The following is a 15,824-nucleotide window of genomic DNA, read 5'->3' as shown; positions in this document are numbered from 1 at the left end:
AATTATTACTTCTTCAGGATAGAGTCTGGAGTACGACCATCATCATGGCAGCTTTCACAGGTAGGTTTTTGACCTACGTTCATATCATGTGGAGCGTGGCAGTCAGCACAAACTAAGTTGCCATCGTGTGGCTTATGTACTGCGTCCATTTCAGCCAAAGAGCCGTGGCAGCTTTGACATTGTTCAAATTCGAAAGCACCATCAGCAGAAGGCGTACCGTCCTTATGACAGCTTTCACAACCACCTGACTCAGCATGGAAGTCTGATAATTTTTGATCCGCGGCAAATGCGGTTGGTGACAGCGCCAGCGCTGCAAGACTTGCCCCGAAAAGCGCACTTAATAGTTTTTTGCTCACAATTGTATCCTCCAATGGCGATTGACAGTGGAAATTCTTGTCAGGGTGACTTCCATCTCGCAACCAATGTAAATAGCACGACTCGATTTAACTTAGCTAAGGATTGAGCAATAAGCAACCCAATCTTATGCAATGTAACTTTATCAATATACCGAGGGGTAAAATGTGCGCTGCATCATGTAACCACATGCTTATATAAGAGTTTTACATTGACTTAACCTATCGCTCACAACTAAAAACGGCCCTAGCCTAATCCGTAGAAAAAGAAAAGCCCCAATAAAAAAGGAGACGCTAGGTCTCCTTTTTTGATCTTACAGCCTCGATTAACGGGTCTGTAAAGCGGCGATACGCTTCTCTAATGGCGGGTGGCTCATCATCAGCTCTGCCATTGAACGCTTGCCGTTAATACCGAAGGCAGACATTTGCGCTGGCATTGCTGAGCTTTCAGGGCCTTGGCGTAAACGCTCAAGCGCTGCAATCATCTTATGCTTACCCGCTAAACGTGCTGCACCTTCGTCTGCGCGGTATTCACGGATACGTGAGAAGTAAGCCACGATAATTGAGGCCAAGATACCAAACAACATGTCGAGGACAAACACGACCGCCATATAAGCGAACATGCCTAGACCTTCACCTTCTTCGTCGTTGCTCGAGACGAAGTTGTTGATAATGCCCGCAACAACACGCGCAGCAAAGATAACAAAGGTGTTCACCACGCCTTGAATTAAGGTCAGTGTCACCATATCGCCGTTAGCAACGTGGCTCACTTCGTGGGCAAGTACCCCTTCAACTTCATCTTGGCTCATGCCGTACAACAGACCGGTACTCACGGCAACTAATGAGTTGTCTTTACTTGGGCCAGTGGCAAAAGCGTTCATCTCTGGCGATTGGTAAATTGCCACTTCTGGCATTTTAATCCCAGCTTGCTGCGCTTGGCGGGCAACAGTGTCTAATAACCAACGCTCAGTGCTATCACGTGGCGTGGTGATCACTTCACAGCCCATAGTCTTTTTCGCCATCCATTTTGAAATGGCTAAGCTGATGAAGGCTCCGCCGAATCCAAAAATCGCAGCGAACACAAGTAGTCCACCCATAGTAGACGTATTCACGCCCAGAATAGACATCACAATTGAGGCTACCAGCAACACGGCTAGGTTAGTCGCAATCAATAAAAAAATACGCTTCATTTCAGCTCCTTTACGGCAAACACATGCCATTTAACTTTGCTCAAAGACATAATATGTCCAATCAATCGAAATTCAAGGGGTAAAGATAAGAGTTTTTCTACTCGCTAATTTTTCTCTCAATTTAGACATTGCCTTTCATGGCTCGTGAGTCTAGGGACAGTATATTAATCCAAGCTTAAATCTAGGCTCTGTCAGCATTACAGCCAAATTCATGTGTGTTTATCTATGTTTATCGCGATTAAACTTTGTTAACATGCCAGCACATTCCGAGATTTCAGGATAAAAAAATGACAGTTAATGCCCTACTACTGAGCAGTTCTCGCGTCGGTGATACGCCTTACCTTTCCCATGCGATTCCCTTTATCAAACCGCTCACCGCTAACGCCCAAAAATGGATCTTTATCCCCTATGCCGGTGTCAGCATGAGTTACGACACTTATTTGGCCTCAGTCGTGGCGGGGTTAAGCGAACTCAGGCTCGATATCAGCGGCATTCATCAACATCCTGATCCGCGCCAAGCGATTAAAGATGCCGACGGCATTTTGATCGGTGGCGGCAACACCTTCCATTTACTACACGAGCTCTATAAGTACGATTTAGTGCATCTTATCCGTGAAGAAGTTCTGAATGGTAAACCTTATATTGGTTGGAGCGCGGGCTCTAACGTCTCGGGATTGAGCATTCGCACCACCAACGATATGCCGATTATCGAGCCGCCGTCGTTTACCGCGTTAAATATAGTGCCATTTCAGTTAAATCCACATTATTCGAACTACCGCGCTCCGGGACATAACGGCGAAACCCGCGCCCAGCGCTTACTCGAATTCACCCGTGTCGATCCTATCACCCCAGTTGTGGGTATCGTCGAAGGCAGCGCTCTCTGGCGTCAGGGAGACACTTTATCCCTGCTCGGTGACAACCCAGCCTATTTATTCTGTGGTGAGCAGCAGGAAATCCCTATCCCTGTGGGCAGCGATTTATCCCATTTACTGAAATAAGATCTATTCGGCGGCATTGCCTCAGCTAATCTGCTAATATCGGCCACCGAGTGTGAGTTTGTCATCAGACTGGCTGGCCGATAAAATGCCGCAAAATATCATATAAAAGAGGCATCTATACCTCGTGCGGTGAAACCGGATAGCAGTAATATCCCAAGTTAACACCCAAGCTACCAGATGCTTTAATCTATAAGGTCAGCACTTATCCTGCGGGAGAAAATACTTGCACCACTTAAGTAACTGCTCTAATTTCGTTGTCGAACACTTTGATTAACAAGATTAAATTTTTATCCACCCCTAAGCACTTCCCGAACTAATGCATTCTAAGTGATTTATAAATCGGGAGTTTTGGGCACGTTGCGGGTGCCAATCTTGCCCCTTAGCCCATTGAAGTGAGGAGTTCCTATTTTGCGACTGCATTCAACAATCAATCATTTAGCCCCTATCACACCGCGAAAAACGAGCCAACCGCGTTTTTTTCTCGGTTCCTTACTCGCTTGTATGGTGAGCATCAGCAGTTTAGTCCCAGCCTATGGCGCCGACTCGACCCCAGAGAAGAAAGCCAAGGCCTTCTCCCATGACACTGTCATTGAACTGGCTCAGCAACTGGCACAAAAACCGTTTAAAGAAGCAAGAAAAGCCCCCAAAGAGCTCATTGATCTTGATTACGCCACCTACGGCAAAATTAATTATCAAGAAAACGCCGCGATTTGGGGCGGCACTCCCACTAAGTTTTCGGTACAACTCTTTGCCCCCGGTTTTTTATACAAAAACCTCGTGGATATCGATGTAGTTGAAAACAGCCAAGCCTTGCCCATCGAGCTGACCGAGTCTTCCTTTAGTGTCCCTAATGGCGCCATTGAAAAATTACTCACTCAGGTTGGCCAATATGCGGGCGTGCGCCTGCACTACCCTATCAATGACGATGAAGTCAAAGACGAGTTCATCATGTTCCAAGGCGCGAGCTATTTTAGAGCGCTGTCTAAAGGACAAATTTATGGCTTATCCAACCGTGGACTGGCTATTGATGTGGCCCAGCCCAAAGGTGAAGAATACCCATTATTCAAACGTTTTTGGGTAGAGCGTCCCTCTAAGTATCAAACCGCCATTGTGGTGCATGCGCTGTTAGACAGTCAGAGCGTTACTGGGGCCTACCGCTTTGGTATTTACCCGGGCGCGCCAACGCGGGTAGAAGTGGATGTCACGCTATTCCCACGCAGAGACATCGCCCATGTGGGCCTCGCACCGCTGACCTCGATGTTCCTTTATGGCGGGTTAGATAATTCAGATAAGCCAGACTATCGTCCTGCAGTACATAACTCCGAAGGATTACAAATCGATCGCGGAAATGGCGAGCGCTTATGGCGCCCACTTAATAACCCAAATAAATTGCAGATCAGCGCCTTTGGCGACGAAGACATCAAAGGTTTTGGCTTAATCCAACGTCATCGTAACTTCGATTACTATGAAGATCTGAGCGCAAACTATCAGCAACGTCCTTCCGCTTGGATTGAACCGCTAAACGATTGGGGTAAAGGCCAGTTAGTGCTGCTGGAAATCCCATCGAGCGCCGAAACCAACGACAATATCGTCACCTACTGGGAGCCTCAGGGCGGCTTAAAGCAAGGCGAGCCCTATCGTTATTCTTATCGCATCACGGCGTCTAACGATAGCCCTAGTGCCAACACTAAGGCGCGAGTGGTTCGCAGCTCTAAGGGACAAAAACAAGCGAAAGGTAAAGAATTACTGATCGATTACAGCAATATCAAACCGCAAGAGATTGAAAAAATTGCCATTGATGCCAGTATCAGCAAAGGCAAAATTCTGTCTTCCCGCATAGTGGCTCATCCCGATATCAATGGTGCTCGCGTTTTCGTGACCTTTGAACCTGAAAGCACCAATGTGGCAGAGCTCAGAATTCAACTGCGTAAAGATGAAAAACCCCTTGCCGCTACTTGGCTGTATCGCTGGAACAGTGATGATTGGCCCTAGGCCGCCAATAAGCAACATTCAATTAGCGCTTTGCTTAACACCATAAAAACGCCGAAAGTCCGGCGTTTTTTATGGGTAAAATTGATATAGCAATACTCAGGTTAATAACCTTACAGTTAAGCGGTTTAATATTTCCGCTGACTAATCACAGTATTTTGCGGAATAAATAGGATTATTTTTATCTAACAAAAATAGGGATTTTCAGTTCCAGTTTTTGAATCCTATTTCACGGCTCATAAGATTTACTCCCCAATCCTACGGCGTTATATTAGCCCCTCAAAGCAACTGAATACTCGCACAAATCACGTTTTCCCAAGATATTTATCTATTGCGCTCACCATATTCAGTTTTTGTTATATTTCGCATCATGAATATGTCAGAGATAAAATGAAGTTACCCACATTAACGGCGGCGCATTTGCGTAAGCCAGCAACAATATTGTTAATTATGATTGTATTACTCGCCCTCTATTCACTGCCTATGCTGGGGCGTGTTATTTGGCTTGCGCTCGTATTACTTTGCTACACACTGCTTTAAATGAAATTCAAATGTTAATTCCGCCACAATAATTAACATTTTGATTTATATTGCGAGCGCACTTTCTTTGCTCGCAATATTCAGTTTCATCAACCATCGAACCGACTCTATTTTTTAATAAAGTGGGTGGATATTTACGCTATGCCATTGTTACCTCTAAAACCAACACTCGCAATTTCGTTGTTGCTGGTGCCTAATGCCTTTGCTAACACTGTCGATTATCACGATTACGGCCCACTACGCAGCTATGCGCAATCCCCGACCCAAGCGGGCAGTTTGACCCCAATGTTACGCTCGGGGTTCTCCTTACCCGAAGGACAAAAGGAGTTACACCTCTCGGCCAGTGCCGCCAGCGTCTGGGCTGAAACCGATGATTATTTTGCCGATTATTACCATAACACCCTGGAAGGCGGACTCTCCTGGCAAATTAACGATAGATGGCTGCTAGACACTAGCTATCACTGGCGCTTTAGTGGTGATAATCACTTAGACTCAGTGACTATGTGGTTCCATGATGCATTTGGATTTAGCCAAAATGGTCGCGAAGATGCCGCTAAGCATCAGAACCAGATCTTCTCTAAGGATGGAATTAATCAGCAAAACATTTCGGGGGAAACCTTAAATAATGCGATAACGCTTTATCTTGGCTATCAATTATTTGAGAACTCACACCACGGCTTATCTCTTGGTGGCAGTTTATATTATAACTATGTCGACACAGGCCCCTTTGAAAATGAGGCCTTTGAACAAGCACTGCAGCTTAATTACAGTTTCCGCTATGCCAATCATTATTTTCACTCCACCGCCGCAGTCAGTTTTAGACAGGGGAATGAGGTGCTTTCTGGGATCCGCTACGATAATCATGCTTATACCGTTAATTTAGGCTATGAATATATTACGGGGCGCCATGGCTGGTTAATTGAACTGCATCATTATCAAGGGTTACTCGAAACCGAAAATGATTTTTCAAAAGCCTCAAATGAGATATTACTCGGCTACCGCTATTACTTAGACAATAGTGCAATAGAGTTCGCCATCGTTGAAAATTATTTCAATATGGATAACAGCACTGACATTGCCTTTAATATTGGGTATCGCGTTAAATTATAATCACAATATTTTAAAGATATGCTAACAAAAAACAGAGGCGATATAGCCTCTGTTTTTATATCAAACTTATTAGGGTGTGTTGACGTTTCAGGGTTATTTTTGCAGCAATTTGGCTGGCTTTTATGCAAGGCAAAGTCCGTGCTGTGTAGTTATTCTACATAAACGGACGATAACGCAGCAGAAACGCCAGCCAAATGCTGCCCGAAGGGTTCGTCTGGCAAGCCCTTGCTCTTTGTCACTCGTCATTTGAGTAGAATAGCTACACATCATTCCTCGTTTCGCGAGCACGAGCTTGCCAGAGCGAACAAAATCTAATCTCGAAACGTCAACACGCCCTAGTTGAATAAGCTTATTTCAGCAATAAGGATTGGATATCGATAAAGTTGGCGGCATGTTCCGCATCCGCTTGTGTAAGATGAGGAATACAGCCCAGGAATGGCGCTGTCATCATCTCTTTGAGCGATGCTAAGTTTTCATCGAACACACTCATATTAGGATCGACACAGTTTGCCACCCAACCCGCAACGGTTAAACCATCGGCGATTATCGCCTCTTGAGTTAATAAGGCATGATTTAAGCAGCCAAGTTTCATCCCCACGACCAAGATCACCGGTAAATTAAGCTGCTGCACTAATTCCGATAAATAGCGTCCGTCCCCTAAGGGTAAACGCCAGCCGCCCGCACCTTCTATCAAGCAAAAATCAGCCTGTTCAAAGGCTTGTCTGTCGAGTTTTGCCAAAATCGCCTCTGGCGATATGTTAACCCCCAGCTGTTTTGCCGCTATATGCGGTGCGATGGCAGGCTCAAAACTCACTGGGTTGACCTGTTCATAGCTAAGCTTTAAAGATGAGGCCGACATCAGCTTCAACGCATCACTGTTACGTAACCCCAGCTCTGTGGTTTCACAACCCGAGGCCACAGGTTTTACCCCAAGGCTTAAGTGTGCAGCACCTGTACGAGCAGCTTCACGATTGAATGCGGTTAAAAGCGCCGTCGACACTAAGGTTTTACCGCTGTCGGTATCTGTTCCTGTTACAAAAAACATGATTTTTCCTTGTAAAGCTGTACCAATAACACGCTAAGCCATGGCCTAGCGTCTTATACCGAGCCGCCGTGGCGACGTACACGAAATTGGGCAATTTGATAGGTTAAAGGCAGGCCCTGTGTCTCACGAAACAGCTCAGCACGTTGCTGTAAAGCCTGCCAATCGCGGCGGCCACGCAATTTGCCTAAGTGGGAGTGAGAGTCAGATGCTGACGTATCACTCCCCTGCTCTTCAGGCATTGATGACTGTACAGATGATTGGGCAAAGGATTGTACCGATGCGCCCACGCCTTTAATGGAATAGAGCAAGGTTTTAAGATCTTGAAAATAGACGGTTATTGGCACAAGTTGGACATCAAACAGTTGCCAATCGGAGGTATCAAAGGCCGCTTTTAAGCTTTCAAGGGAGAGAAAACCGTTCACCCTCAAACCAAGATGGGATAACTGCGCCAGACTGCCTTCGGCCACGATACTCAGATGCGCTTCTCCACCGGATTTTAAGACTCTAGCCATTTCGCTGGTCGCAGCCGAAAAATCCTGACACCACTGCAGGGCTAAATTGGAGTAAATACTATCGATACTGCCATTGGCAAAGGGGAGTTGCTCGGCATTACCGCACACGCATAGGTAGCTCGGGAAAGTCGCTTGAAGTTGTTGCAGCATCCCCTGGGCGATATCGAGGGCATAAACCCTAACCTCCTCGCCCATTGCTCGGTTAGCGAAATCGGTCCCCGGCCCTGCGCCAATATCGAGAATTGCGCCTTTGGCAGCAAATCCCTGCAACAAACTCGCGCCGCTTAAACGCTGTAAACAGTTATGCTCTTGATAGTGCTTGGCAGCAGCAGAAAACCGATCGGCAATATGCTCGACCTGACTGGCAGATTGATGGGAATTAACACTCACGCCAAGCGGCATAGACATCACAGATTATTCTCACTTTAACATCAAACTTTTACTTATTAGCTCTTACTTATAAGCTTTTACGTTCAAACTCTTCACTTTCAACAACTCAATACCCGAGCATTGAAGTGCCCTGCAATTCACCGGATATTCTGAATCAAACACTGGCTTACCGTTCAGGCCGCTCAGAAACCCTCGGCAGTGCGCATTCCTTCAGCACAGTGGCAATCCCATTGACGCAGCGCCGTATTGCCGCCTCGCTATGGGATGCGCTTAAGGTAATGCGCAATCTTGCCGAGCCAACGGGCACTGTGGGTGGACGAATGGCGCCGACCCAAATGCCTAATGCTTTTAGCTTTTCCGCCACCAGCAAGGTTTGCGCCGCATCACCAATAATCAAAGGTTGAATCGCGGTGTCGCTACCGAGGAGTGGAATGTCAGCATCTTGGCACAAGTGCTTGAACAATAAGATATTGCTCTGCAATTTTTGCTTAAGCTCAGGATGGGCCTCTGCGTATTCAACTGCGGCCAAGGCAAGGGCCGCATTGGCGGGCGACAAGGCCGTGGAATAGATATATTCCCGCGCATTGCTGACTAGAAATTCAATCAACTGCCGACTCCCGAGGATCGCCGCGCCCTGACAGCCTAACGCCTTACCAAAGGTCACTATCTGGATATCGATAAGGTTGGAAGCTGGAATCGACTCAACTTGAGCACTCACAGCATCCACCACACCAAAACCATGGGCATCATCGACAATCAACCAAGCATTGTGTGCACGACAAAGTGCGGATAACGCCGCAATCGGCGCGATATCGCCATCCATGCTGAACACACTCTCAGTGATCAAGGCTGAAACGGCGTTCTTCGCTAATAGGCGCTCAGCACTTTCGGTGGCGTTATGCAAAAAGCGCTTAAAATCCGCGCCGCTGTCGCGCAATCCATCGATAATCGATGCATGGACCAGCTTATCGGCCAACACCACATCCTGCTTATCGAACAAGGTCTTACACAAGGTGGTATTGGCACTAAACCCTGAGCTAAAGAGTAGCGCCGCCTCAAATCCCGTCATCTGGCACAGCTTTGTTTCTAGCGCCAAATGCGCCTCGCTGTAGCCCGTCACCAGCGGTGATGCGCCGCTACCAACGCCATATTGCTTAGCGCCAAGGTGCAGCGCCTCGGCCAATTCGGGAGCACGGGATAGCCCTAAGTAATCATTGCTGCTGAAGTTAAGATAGTGCCGATCCGCTAAGCCAAACTGAGGGCCATCATCACTGAGTGCTGCCGCGCTCGACAGTGCCTGACGCTGCCTAAGCAAACCTTGCTCGGCTAACGCCTGCTGACGGGCGAGGATTTTTGCACTCAGTTTTGAGGTGAGTGGTGAACTCATTTTTTCTTACTCAACTTGTCTTGCTCAACTTTTCTTGCTCTGCATTTTACTTTGCTGGCTTACTCGGCGTCTTGACTCGTTATTCGTTTAGCCTCTGGCATAACGACGGCTAAATTCTCGCAGAGTCTCACCGCCCACATCCTCTTTGGAACCTGCGCTTCGCCGCTTAACGAAGCACAGGTCCAAAGAAGCGAGTTTTACTGAGGCAATAAGTCTTGGTTACAGCGCCGCCGCATCATAAAAAGGTGCCGAGGCTTTATCTTGGTGGGCCGCAGCTTTGGCTAAGACTGCTTGTTCATCATCGATAGTCGCGGCAGCGCCCTGCTCAGGACGTAAGCCCAAACGGCGGAACAGGCCCATATCATCACTTTCTTCAGGGTTTGGCGTCGTCAGTAACTTGCAGCCGTAGAAAATCGAGTTCGCGCCCGCAAAGAAACACATGGCTTGCAGTTCGTCAGTCATGTTTTCACGGCCCGCCGATAAACGCACACGGGACTTAGGCATTAAAATACGCGCCACGGCGATGGTACGGACAAACTCCAGCGGATCTAAATCATCGAGTTTTTCGAAGGGGGTGCCCGCTACTTTGACCAACATGTTAATGGGTACAGAATCGGGATGCTGAGGCAAATTCGCCAGTTGTTGCAATAAACCCGCTCGGTCTGTGGCCTTTTCGCCCATGCCAACAATACCGCCAGAGCAGACTTTCATGCCCGATGCGCGCACGTGGCTTAAGGTATCTAAACGGTTTTGATAGGTACGGGTGGTGATCACATCGCCGTAATATTCAGGCGAGGTATCTAAATTGTGGTTGTAATAATCAAGGCCGGCATCGGCCAGCTCATTGGCTTGCTCGGCACTAAGCATGCCTAAGGTCATGCAGGTTTCCATGCCGAGGGCTTTCACCTCTTGCACCATTTGCTTGAGGTATGGCATGTCTTTATCTTTCGGGTTACGCCAAGCGGCGCCCATACAGAAACGAGAAGCGCCCGCGGCTTTAGCACTGCGCGCTTCGGTCAATACGGTTTCCATCGCTAAGAGACGCTCTTTTTCAAGGCCAGTGTCGTAACGCGCACTCTGCGGACAATATTTACAATCCTCAGGACAAGCACCGGTTTTGATCGACAATAAGCGGCTGATCTGCACTTCGTTAGGATCGTACACTTCACGGTGGATACTGTGTGCTTTAAATAATAAGTCATTCATCGGCAGCGCAAATAAGGCTTCGATTTCTTCCCGCTTCCAATCATGACGAACTTGCAACTGCGACATTGAACACCCTTTTATTTTTGTATTTTACCTTGGCTAGGATAACCTCAGCCCTTAAACTGTCAACGCCAACCAGTGATAAAGGTTTACCACTGATTAATTTTCAACCAACACTGTGAGCTTTTATGCGCAATTTACTCGATTTTGATTTTGATAGCGCCCATATTTGGCATCCTTATACTTCAATGACCCGCGCACTTCCTGTTTTTGGGGTACACAGTGCCCAAGGCTGCGAGCTGGAATTGGTCGATGGCCGTAAGCTTATCGATGGCACCAGCTCATGGTGGGCCTGCGTACATGGTTATGGACACCCGGCGATATTAGCGGCGATGGAGCAGCAACTGCACCAACTCAGCCATGTCATGTTTGGCGGCATTACCCACAAGCCCGCCATTACACTCTGTAAAAAACTGCTGGCGATGACCTGCGAGCCCCTTACTAAAGTCTTTCTGTGCGACTCGGGCTCAATTGCCGTTGAAGTTGCCATCAAAATGGCGCTGCAATATTGGCAGGGGCAAGATTTGCCTTTAGCGCAAAAGGCCCAAAAACAGCGCATTCTCACGGTGAAAAAGGGATACCATGGCGATACCTTTGCCGCCATGAGTGTCTGCGATCCCGAAGGGGGCATGCATACCATGTTTGGCGAGGCTGTAACGAAACAGTGTTTTGTCGACGCGCCGCAAACGCCCTTCGGCGAGCCATTAGGCCAAGATGATTTAGCGCCAATGCAGCGTATTTTACGCGAGCAACATCAAGAGATTGCCGCCGTGATTATCGAGCCGATTATGCAGGGCGCAGGGGGAATGCGATTCTACAGCAGCGAATATTTACGCGGCCTGCGTGCCCTGTGTGATGAATATAATGTGCTGCTTATCCTCGATGAAATCGCCACGGGTTTTGGCCGAACCGGTAAGTTATTTGCCTATGAACATGCCGATATCACGCCCGACATTCTCTGCCTAGGCAAAGCCTTAACGGGGGGGTATATCAGCCTTGCCGCCACCTTATGCACGGATAACGTCGCCCAAGGCATTAGCCAATCGCCCGCAGGTGTCTTTATGCATGGTCCGACATTTATGGGCAATCCCCTCGCCTGCGCCGCCGCCTGCGCAAGTTTAGATCTGATCAATCAACAGGAGTGGCCAGCGCAGGTTGCCGCCATCGAGCAGCAAATGCAGCGCGAGCTTGCCGATGCCATCGATATTCCCAGCGTGAAAGAGGTGCGCATGCTCGGCGCGGTCGGTGTGCTCGAAATGCACCAAGCGGTCAATACCGCGGCGCTGCAGCAGCAATTTGTTGACTTAGGCGTATGGGTTCGCCCCTTTGCCAACCTGATTTATATTATGCCGCCTTATGTGATAAGCCCCGAGCAGCTGACACAACTGACTCGGGCGATGAAGCAAGTGGCAGCGACGATTACGCCGCCACAGGCCGTTCAAACCGAGGCGCTTGCGAATGAAAGCATCACCATCAGTCACGGTTAAATGTGGCAACACATTGGTCATTAAGCCTTTTTGACAAGGCTTGAGATCAAGGCCCGCAGCGCCGCCGGTTTAATCATTTTCGCCATATAGTGATAACCCCGGCGCTGCACATCCTCCACCAACTCTTTACGAGTATTGGCGGTGATTAAAATCCCCGGTAACTCTTTGCCATAGAGCGCGCGGATCCCGTCCATCGCATCGACGCCGTTTTGGCCATCGTCCAAGTGGAAATCCGCTAACACTATGTCTGGCGCCACCCCTTTCAGGCCTAATTTTATGCGCGCATCGGACAAGTCTTTGGCGCATATCACCTCGCACTGCCAGCGGCTGAGTAGACTCTCAAGCCCCGCTAAAATGGCTTCTTCGTTGTCGATACACAGGACTTTAATCCCTGACAAAGGTTGCAATAGAGATGGCAATGCCTTCACCTGCGGCTGACGCACGGTTTCCCCTAGGGGCACGCAGATAGAAAACACTGAACCTCGTCCCAATTGCGACGACACTTGGATCCCGTGATTCAGCACCCGGCTGATCCTATCGGCAATCGCCAGCCCTAGGCCGAGGCCGCTGACACTTTTACTACGAGGGTTATTTAAGCGCTTAAACTCTTTGAAAATTTCACGGGTTTCGTGCTCATCAATCCCGCAGCCCGTGTCCAATACTTGGATCTCTAATTCACTGCCGCGATGGCGACAGCCAAACAGCACCCGTCCACCGCGGGCATAGCGGTAAGCATTGGTTAAGAAGTTTTGCAACACGCGCCGCAGTAGCGAAGGATCGGAGTTAACTGTAGCGCTACAGGGGATCATCTTAAAGCGAATTTGATTGTCCGCCGCCATCGCCTCAAATTCGACCGACAGACCATTAAGCAGCTCGGATATGGCAAAATCGCGGCGATTGACGTCCACCATGCCGGAATCGAGCTTAGAAATATCCAATAAGTCGGTGAGTAACTCGCCAGCGGTTTTGAGCGAGCTATTCACATGGGATAAGGTGGTGCGCGCCTCACGATCCAAATTAGGATACTGGGACAAAGATGCGGTAAACAATCTCGCCGCATTCAGTGGTTGCATTAAGTCGTGCCCTACCGCCGCTAAGAAACGACTCTTAGAAGCGTTCGCCATTTCTTCCTGCGCCTTGGCCTCAAGTAACTCACTGTTTAGCATGGCTAACTCGTAGGTACGCTCTTTGACGCGCGATTCGAGGGTTTCATTGGCCTCAAGCAAAGCCCGCTCTTGCTCACGATACTGAGTAATGTCGGTAAAGGTCATCACAAAGCCGCCATCAGGCATAGGATTACCTTGAATTTTAATCACTTTGCCGTCTTTACGTTGCCGCTCTGAGGTGTGCGGCGTGCCATTGCGCATATGCTGCACGCGTTTTTCGACCTGCGACTCAATATCCCCCACGCCGCAATATCCCCGCGCCGCGTTAAAACGAATCACTTCGCCAATCGGCATGCCTTGTTGTAAAAATCCTTCCGGATATTGATACAGCTCGACGTATTTGTAGTTCCATGCCACCAAGTTGAGATCGCTGTCGATAACGCTCATCCCTTCATAGGCATGCTCGATAGCCCCGCGCAGCATATCTTGGCTGAGCATGATTTTGGATGAGGCTTCATCCACTAGGCTAAAGACTTCATCTAGGGCCAAGTCGCGCCCCTGTAACACCGAGTCCATCACCAAGGAGGCACTGGAAGCGCCAAGCACACCGGCGAGTAAACGTTCGGTGTGGGCGATAAGCTCAGGTGTCGCAGCCTTGTGCCAGCTATCACTCTTAACCGCCTCGGTGGAGAATCGGCTAAAGCTTTCATAGGCGCGGGTAGGGCTAACAAAGCGGCTGGCTAAGATCAGCAGATCCTGCTGAGAGATGGGGCCATTTTTCTTATTGGCATTATTTTTAAGCTTACCCGGGCTGACAAAAGCGCTAGCCTGAATACGCTCAGCAACCCCTGCCCTAAACCAAATCGAGCCTAAGATATAGCAGGCAATATTGGCGAACAAGGCTGTGAGGGCATCGCGCACATTGGGGGTAATGGCATCTAACAGATCGATATTACTCGACAATAAGGTCGCCACATTTTGGCCATCGTTCATGCCGCTTAGCATGATGTAAAACCACAGGCCAAAACCCACACTCAAGCCTAAAAACACCCCGGCACGATTACCGTGTTTCCAATAGAGTCCCCCCACGAGCGCTGGCGCTAATTGGGCAAACGCCCCGAAGGATAACATCCCAAGGTGCGATAGCGAGTCACTGTCGGCAAGCGCCAGATAACTGCCATAACCCAAGCCAAGGATAATGACGATGGCAAGGCGGCGCGCATTTAACAGCATCTGCGAAAACTGGCTGAAATTTTTCTCACGGATATTGCCCGTGCGCAGCATGACTGGCACCAGCCACTCGTTACTCACCATCACGCTTATCGTCACTACCGCCACAATCACCATGCCGGTTGCCGCAGATAAAGTGCCTAACAGTGCGATCACAGCGAGCAGTGGATGATCTAAGGCAAGCGGTAAATTGATCACATAAGTATCGGCGGCAACGCTATCACCGAGGATCACTTTACCCGCCAAAGCCAGTGGCCCAACGAATAAGCCAAATAAGGCCAAATACAGCGGGAATAACCAGCGCCCCTTAGACAACACCGACTCATCGGCACACTCCACCACCATCACGTGGAATTGCCGCGGCATACATAAAAACGCCGCCATGCCGACGAGCAGCTCAGGCATTAAGGCTTCGATTCGCGGATTTGGGTAATTAATTAATGCTTTTTCGCTCGCCTGCTGCCAGATATCACCAAAACCGTCGAACACCCCAAAGCTAATCACAATCCCCACCAACAAAAACGCCGCCAGTTTGACTAACGATTCAAAGGCAATCGCCAGCATCATGCCGGGGTTATGCTCGGTGGCGTCGAGCTTACGCGTTCCAAATAGAATGGCAAAAATCGCAAGCAACGCTGTGATAAGTAAAGGAATAGTAATGCCGTTTAAAGGATCGTCTGCTGGCTGAAACAAGTTAAGGCTAAACACCATCGCCTTAAGTTGCAGGGCAATGTAAGGCATGATGCCAAATAGCGCGATGAGGGTAACAATGGCCGCTAAGGTTTGTGACTTACCGTAACGGGCGGCGATAAAGTCGGCGACCGAGGTAATATTTTGCGCCTTGGACACGAGGACCATCTTGCGCAGCATGCCAAAACCTAGGGTGAAAATAATAATAGGACCGATAAAAATCGGGATGAAGGACCAAAAATCATTAGCCGACTGCCCTACTGTGCCTAAAAAGCTCCAGGAAGAACAATAAACCGCCAGACTTAAGCCATAAATGCCGACCTGCAGCTTCTTGGTCACGCCGCTAAACCAACGCTCCGCGCCCCAGGCTAAAAGGAATAAAAGTGAGACATAACAAATAGCAATAACGGCGACGACTAAGGTTAGATTCATATTTTTGCTCTTTTTTCCATTATTGTGCGATAAATAATGGCTGAAATCTAGCCAGATTTTCGAGTGCAACAGCCTAAATATAAAGGAAATTTTAAAACT

The 15,824-nt window shown here is 48.6% G+C and carries 11 protein-coding genes; 4 read left to right on the top strand and 7 right to left on the bottom strand.

Going from position 1 to position 15,824, the window contains the following annotated elements; translation table 11 throughout:
- Positions 1 to 5 precede the first annotated feature (5 nt).
- Both cctA and htpX read right to left on the bottom strand, forming a co-directional pair.
- Positions 6 to 356 carry a tetraheme c-type cytochrome CctA gene (gene cctA, locus L2713_RS03290; RefSeq protein WP_086902136.1) on the bottom strand — a complete coding sequence of 117 codons (351 nt, stop codon included), beginning with the start codon at positions 354 to 356 and terminating at the stop codon, positions 6 to 8.
- 323 nt (positions 357 to 679) lie between these two features.
- Positions 680 to 1,543, bottom strand: coding sequence for a protease HtpX (gene htpX / locus L2713_RS03285; protein WP_011717429.1), 864 nt, complete (start codon positions 1,541 to 1,543; stop codon positions 680 to 682).
- A gap of 287 nt (positions 1,544 to 1,830) precedes the next feature.
- On the opposite strand from htpX, the gene pepE reads away from it, so the two are divergent.
- The 3 genes from pepE to L2713_RS03270 all read left to right on the top strand — a co-directional run bounded on the left by pepE (position 1,831) and on the right by L2713_RS03270 (position 6,180).
- On the top strand, positions 1,831 to 2,541 hold the full coding sequence (pepE, locus tag L2713_RS03280; RefSeq protein WP_109285689.1) for a dipeptidase PepE: 711 nt from the start codon (positions 1,831 to 1,833) through the stop codon (positions 2,539 to 2,541).
- A gap of 408 nt (positions 2,542 to 2,949) precedes the next feature.
- Positions 2,950 to 4,533: a glucan biosynthesis protein G gene (locus L2713_RS03275; RefSeq protein WP_380823337.1), complete on the top strand. Its 1,584-nt coding sequence runs from the start codon at positions 2,950 to 2,952 to the stop codon at positions 4,531 to 4,533.
- A gap of 678 nt (positions 4,534 to 5,211) precedes the next feature.
- Positions 5,212 to 6,180, top strand: a complete 969-nt coding sequence (locus L2713_RS03270; protein WP_248966914.1) for a DUF3187 family protein — start codon at positions 5,212 to 5,214, stop codon at positions 6,178 to 6,180.
- A gap of 349 nt (positions 6,181 to 6,529) precedes the next feature.
- Here L2713_RS03270 and bioD read toward each other — a convergent pair whose 3' ends face one another.
- The 4 genes from bioD to bioB form a co-directional block, all read right to left on the bottom strand.
- Positions 6,530 to 7,225 (bottom strand): dethiobiotin synthase, encoded by a 696-nt coding sequence (gene bioD, locus L2713_RS03265; RefSeq protein WP_248966913.1) that lies wholly within the window; start codon positions 7,223 to 7,225, stop codon positions 6,530 to 6,532.
- A 53-nt stretch (positions 7,226 to 7,278) separates the two neighbouring features.
- Entirely contained in the window at positions 7,279 to 8,145 is an 867-nt protein-coding gene (gene bioC, locus L2713_RS03260; RefSeq protein WP_248966995.1) for a malonyl-ACP O-methyltransferase BioC, read from the bottom strand.
- Positions 8,146 to 8,293: 148 nt separating this feature from the next.
- Positions 8,294 to 9,514 (bottom strand): aminotransferase class I/II-fold pyridoxal phosphate-dependent enzyme, encoded by a 1,221-nt coding sequence (locus L2713_RS03255; protein WP_248966912.1) that lies wholly within the window; start codon positions 9,512 to 9,514, stop codon positions 8,294 to 8,296.
- Between the two features lie 219 nt (positions 9,515 to 9,733).
- Positions 9,734 to 10,786 (bottom strand): biotin synthase BioB, encoded by a 1,053-nt coding sequence (gene bioB, locus L2713_RS03250; protein ID WP_011623120.1) that lies wholly within the window; start codon positions 10,784 to 10,786, stop codon positions 9,734 to 9,736.
- 122 nt (positions 10,787 to 10,908) lie between these two features.
- On the opposite strand from bioB, the gene bioA reads away from it, so the two are divergent.
- Positions 10,909 to 12,267 carry an adenosylmethionine--8-amino-7-oxononanoate transaminase gene (gene bioA, locus L2713_RS03245; protein WP_248966911.1) on the top strand — a complete coding sequence of 453 codons (1,359 nt, stop codon included), beginning with the start codon at positions 10,909 to 10,911 and terminating at the stop codon, positions 12,265 to 12,267.
- A gap of 20 nt (positions 12,268 to 12,287) precedes the next feature.
- On the opposite strand, the gene L2713_RS03240 is transcribed toward bioA, so the two are convergent.
- On the bottom strand, positions 12,288 to 15,725 hold the full coding sequence (locus tag L2713_RS03240) for a hybrid sensor histidine kinase/response regulator (RefSeq protein ID WP_248966910.1): 3,438 nt from the start codon (positions 15,723 to 15,725) through the stop codon (positions 12,288 to 12,290).
- Positions 15,726 to 15,824 lie beyond the last annotated feature (99 nt).

This window comes from Shewanella seohaensis (assembly GCF_023283775.1).
GTDB lineage: Bacteria > Pseudomonadota > Gammaproteobacteria > Enterobacterales > Shewanellaceae > Shewanella > Shewanella seohaensis.
The sequence above is the reverse complement of the archived record's forward strand: the minus strand, read 5'-3'. Positions and strand labels throughout refer to the sequence as shown.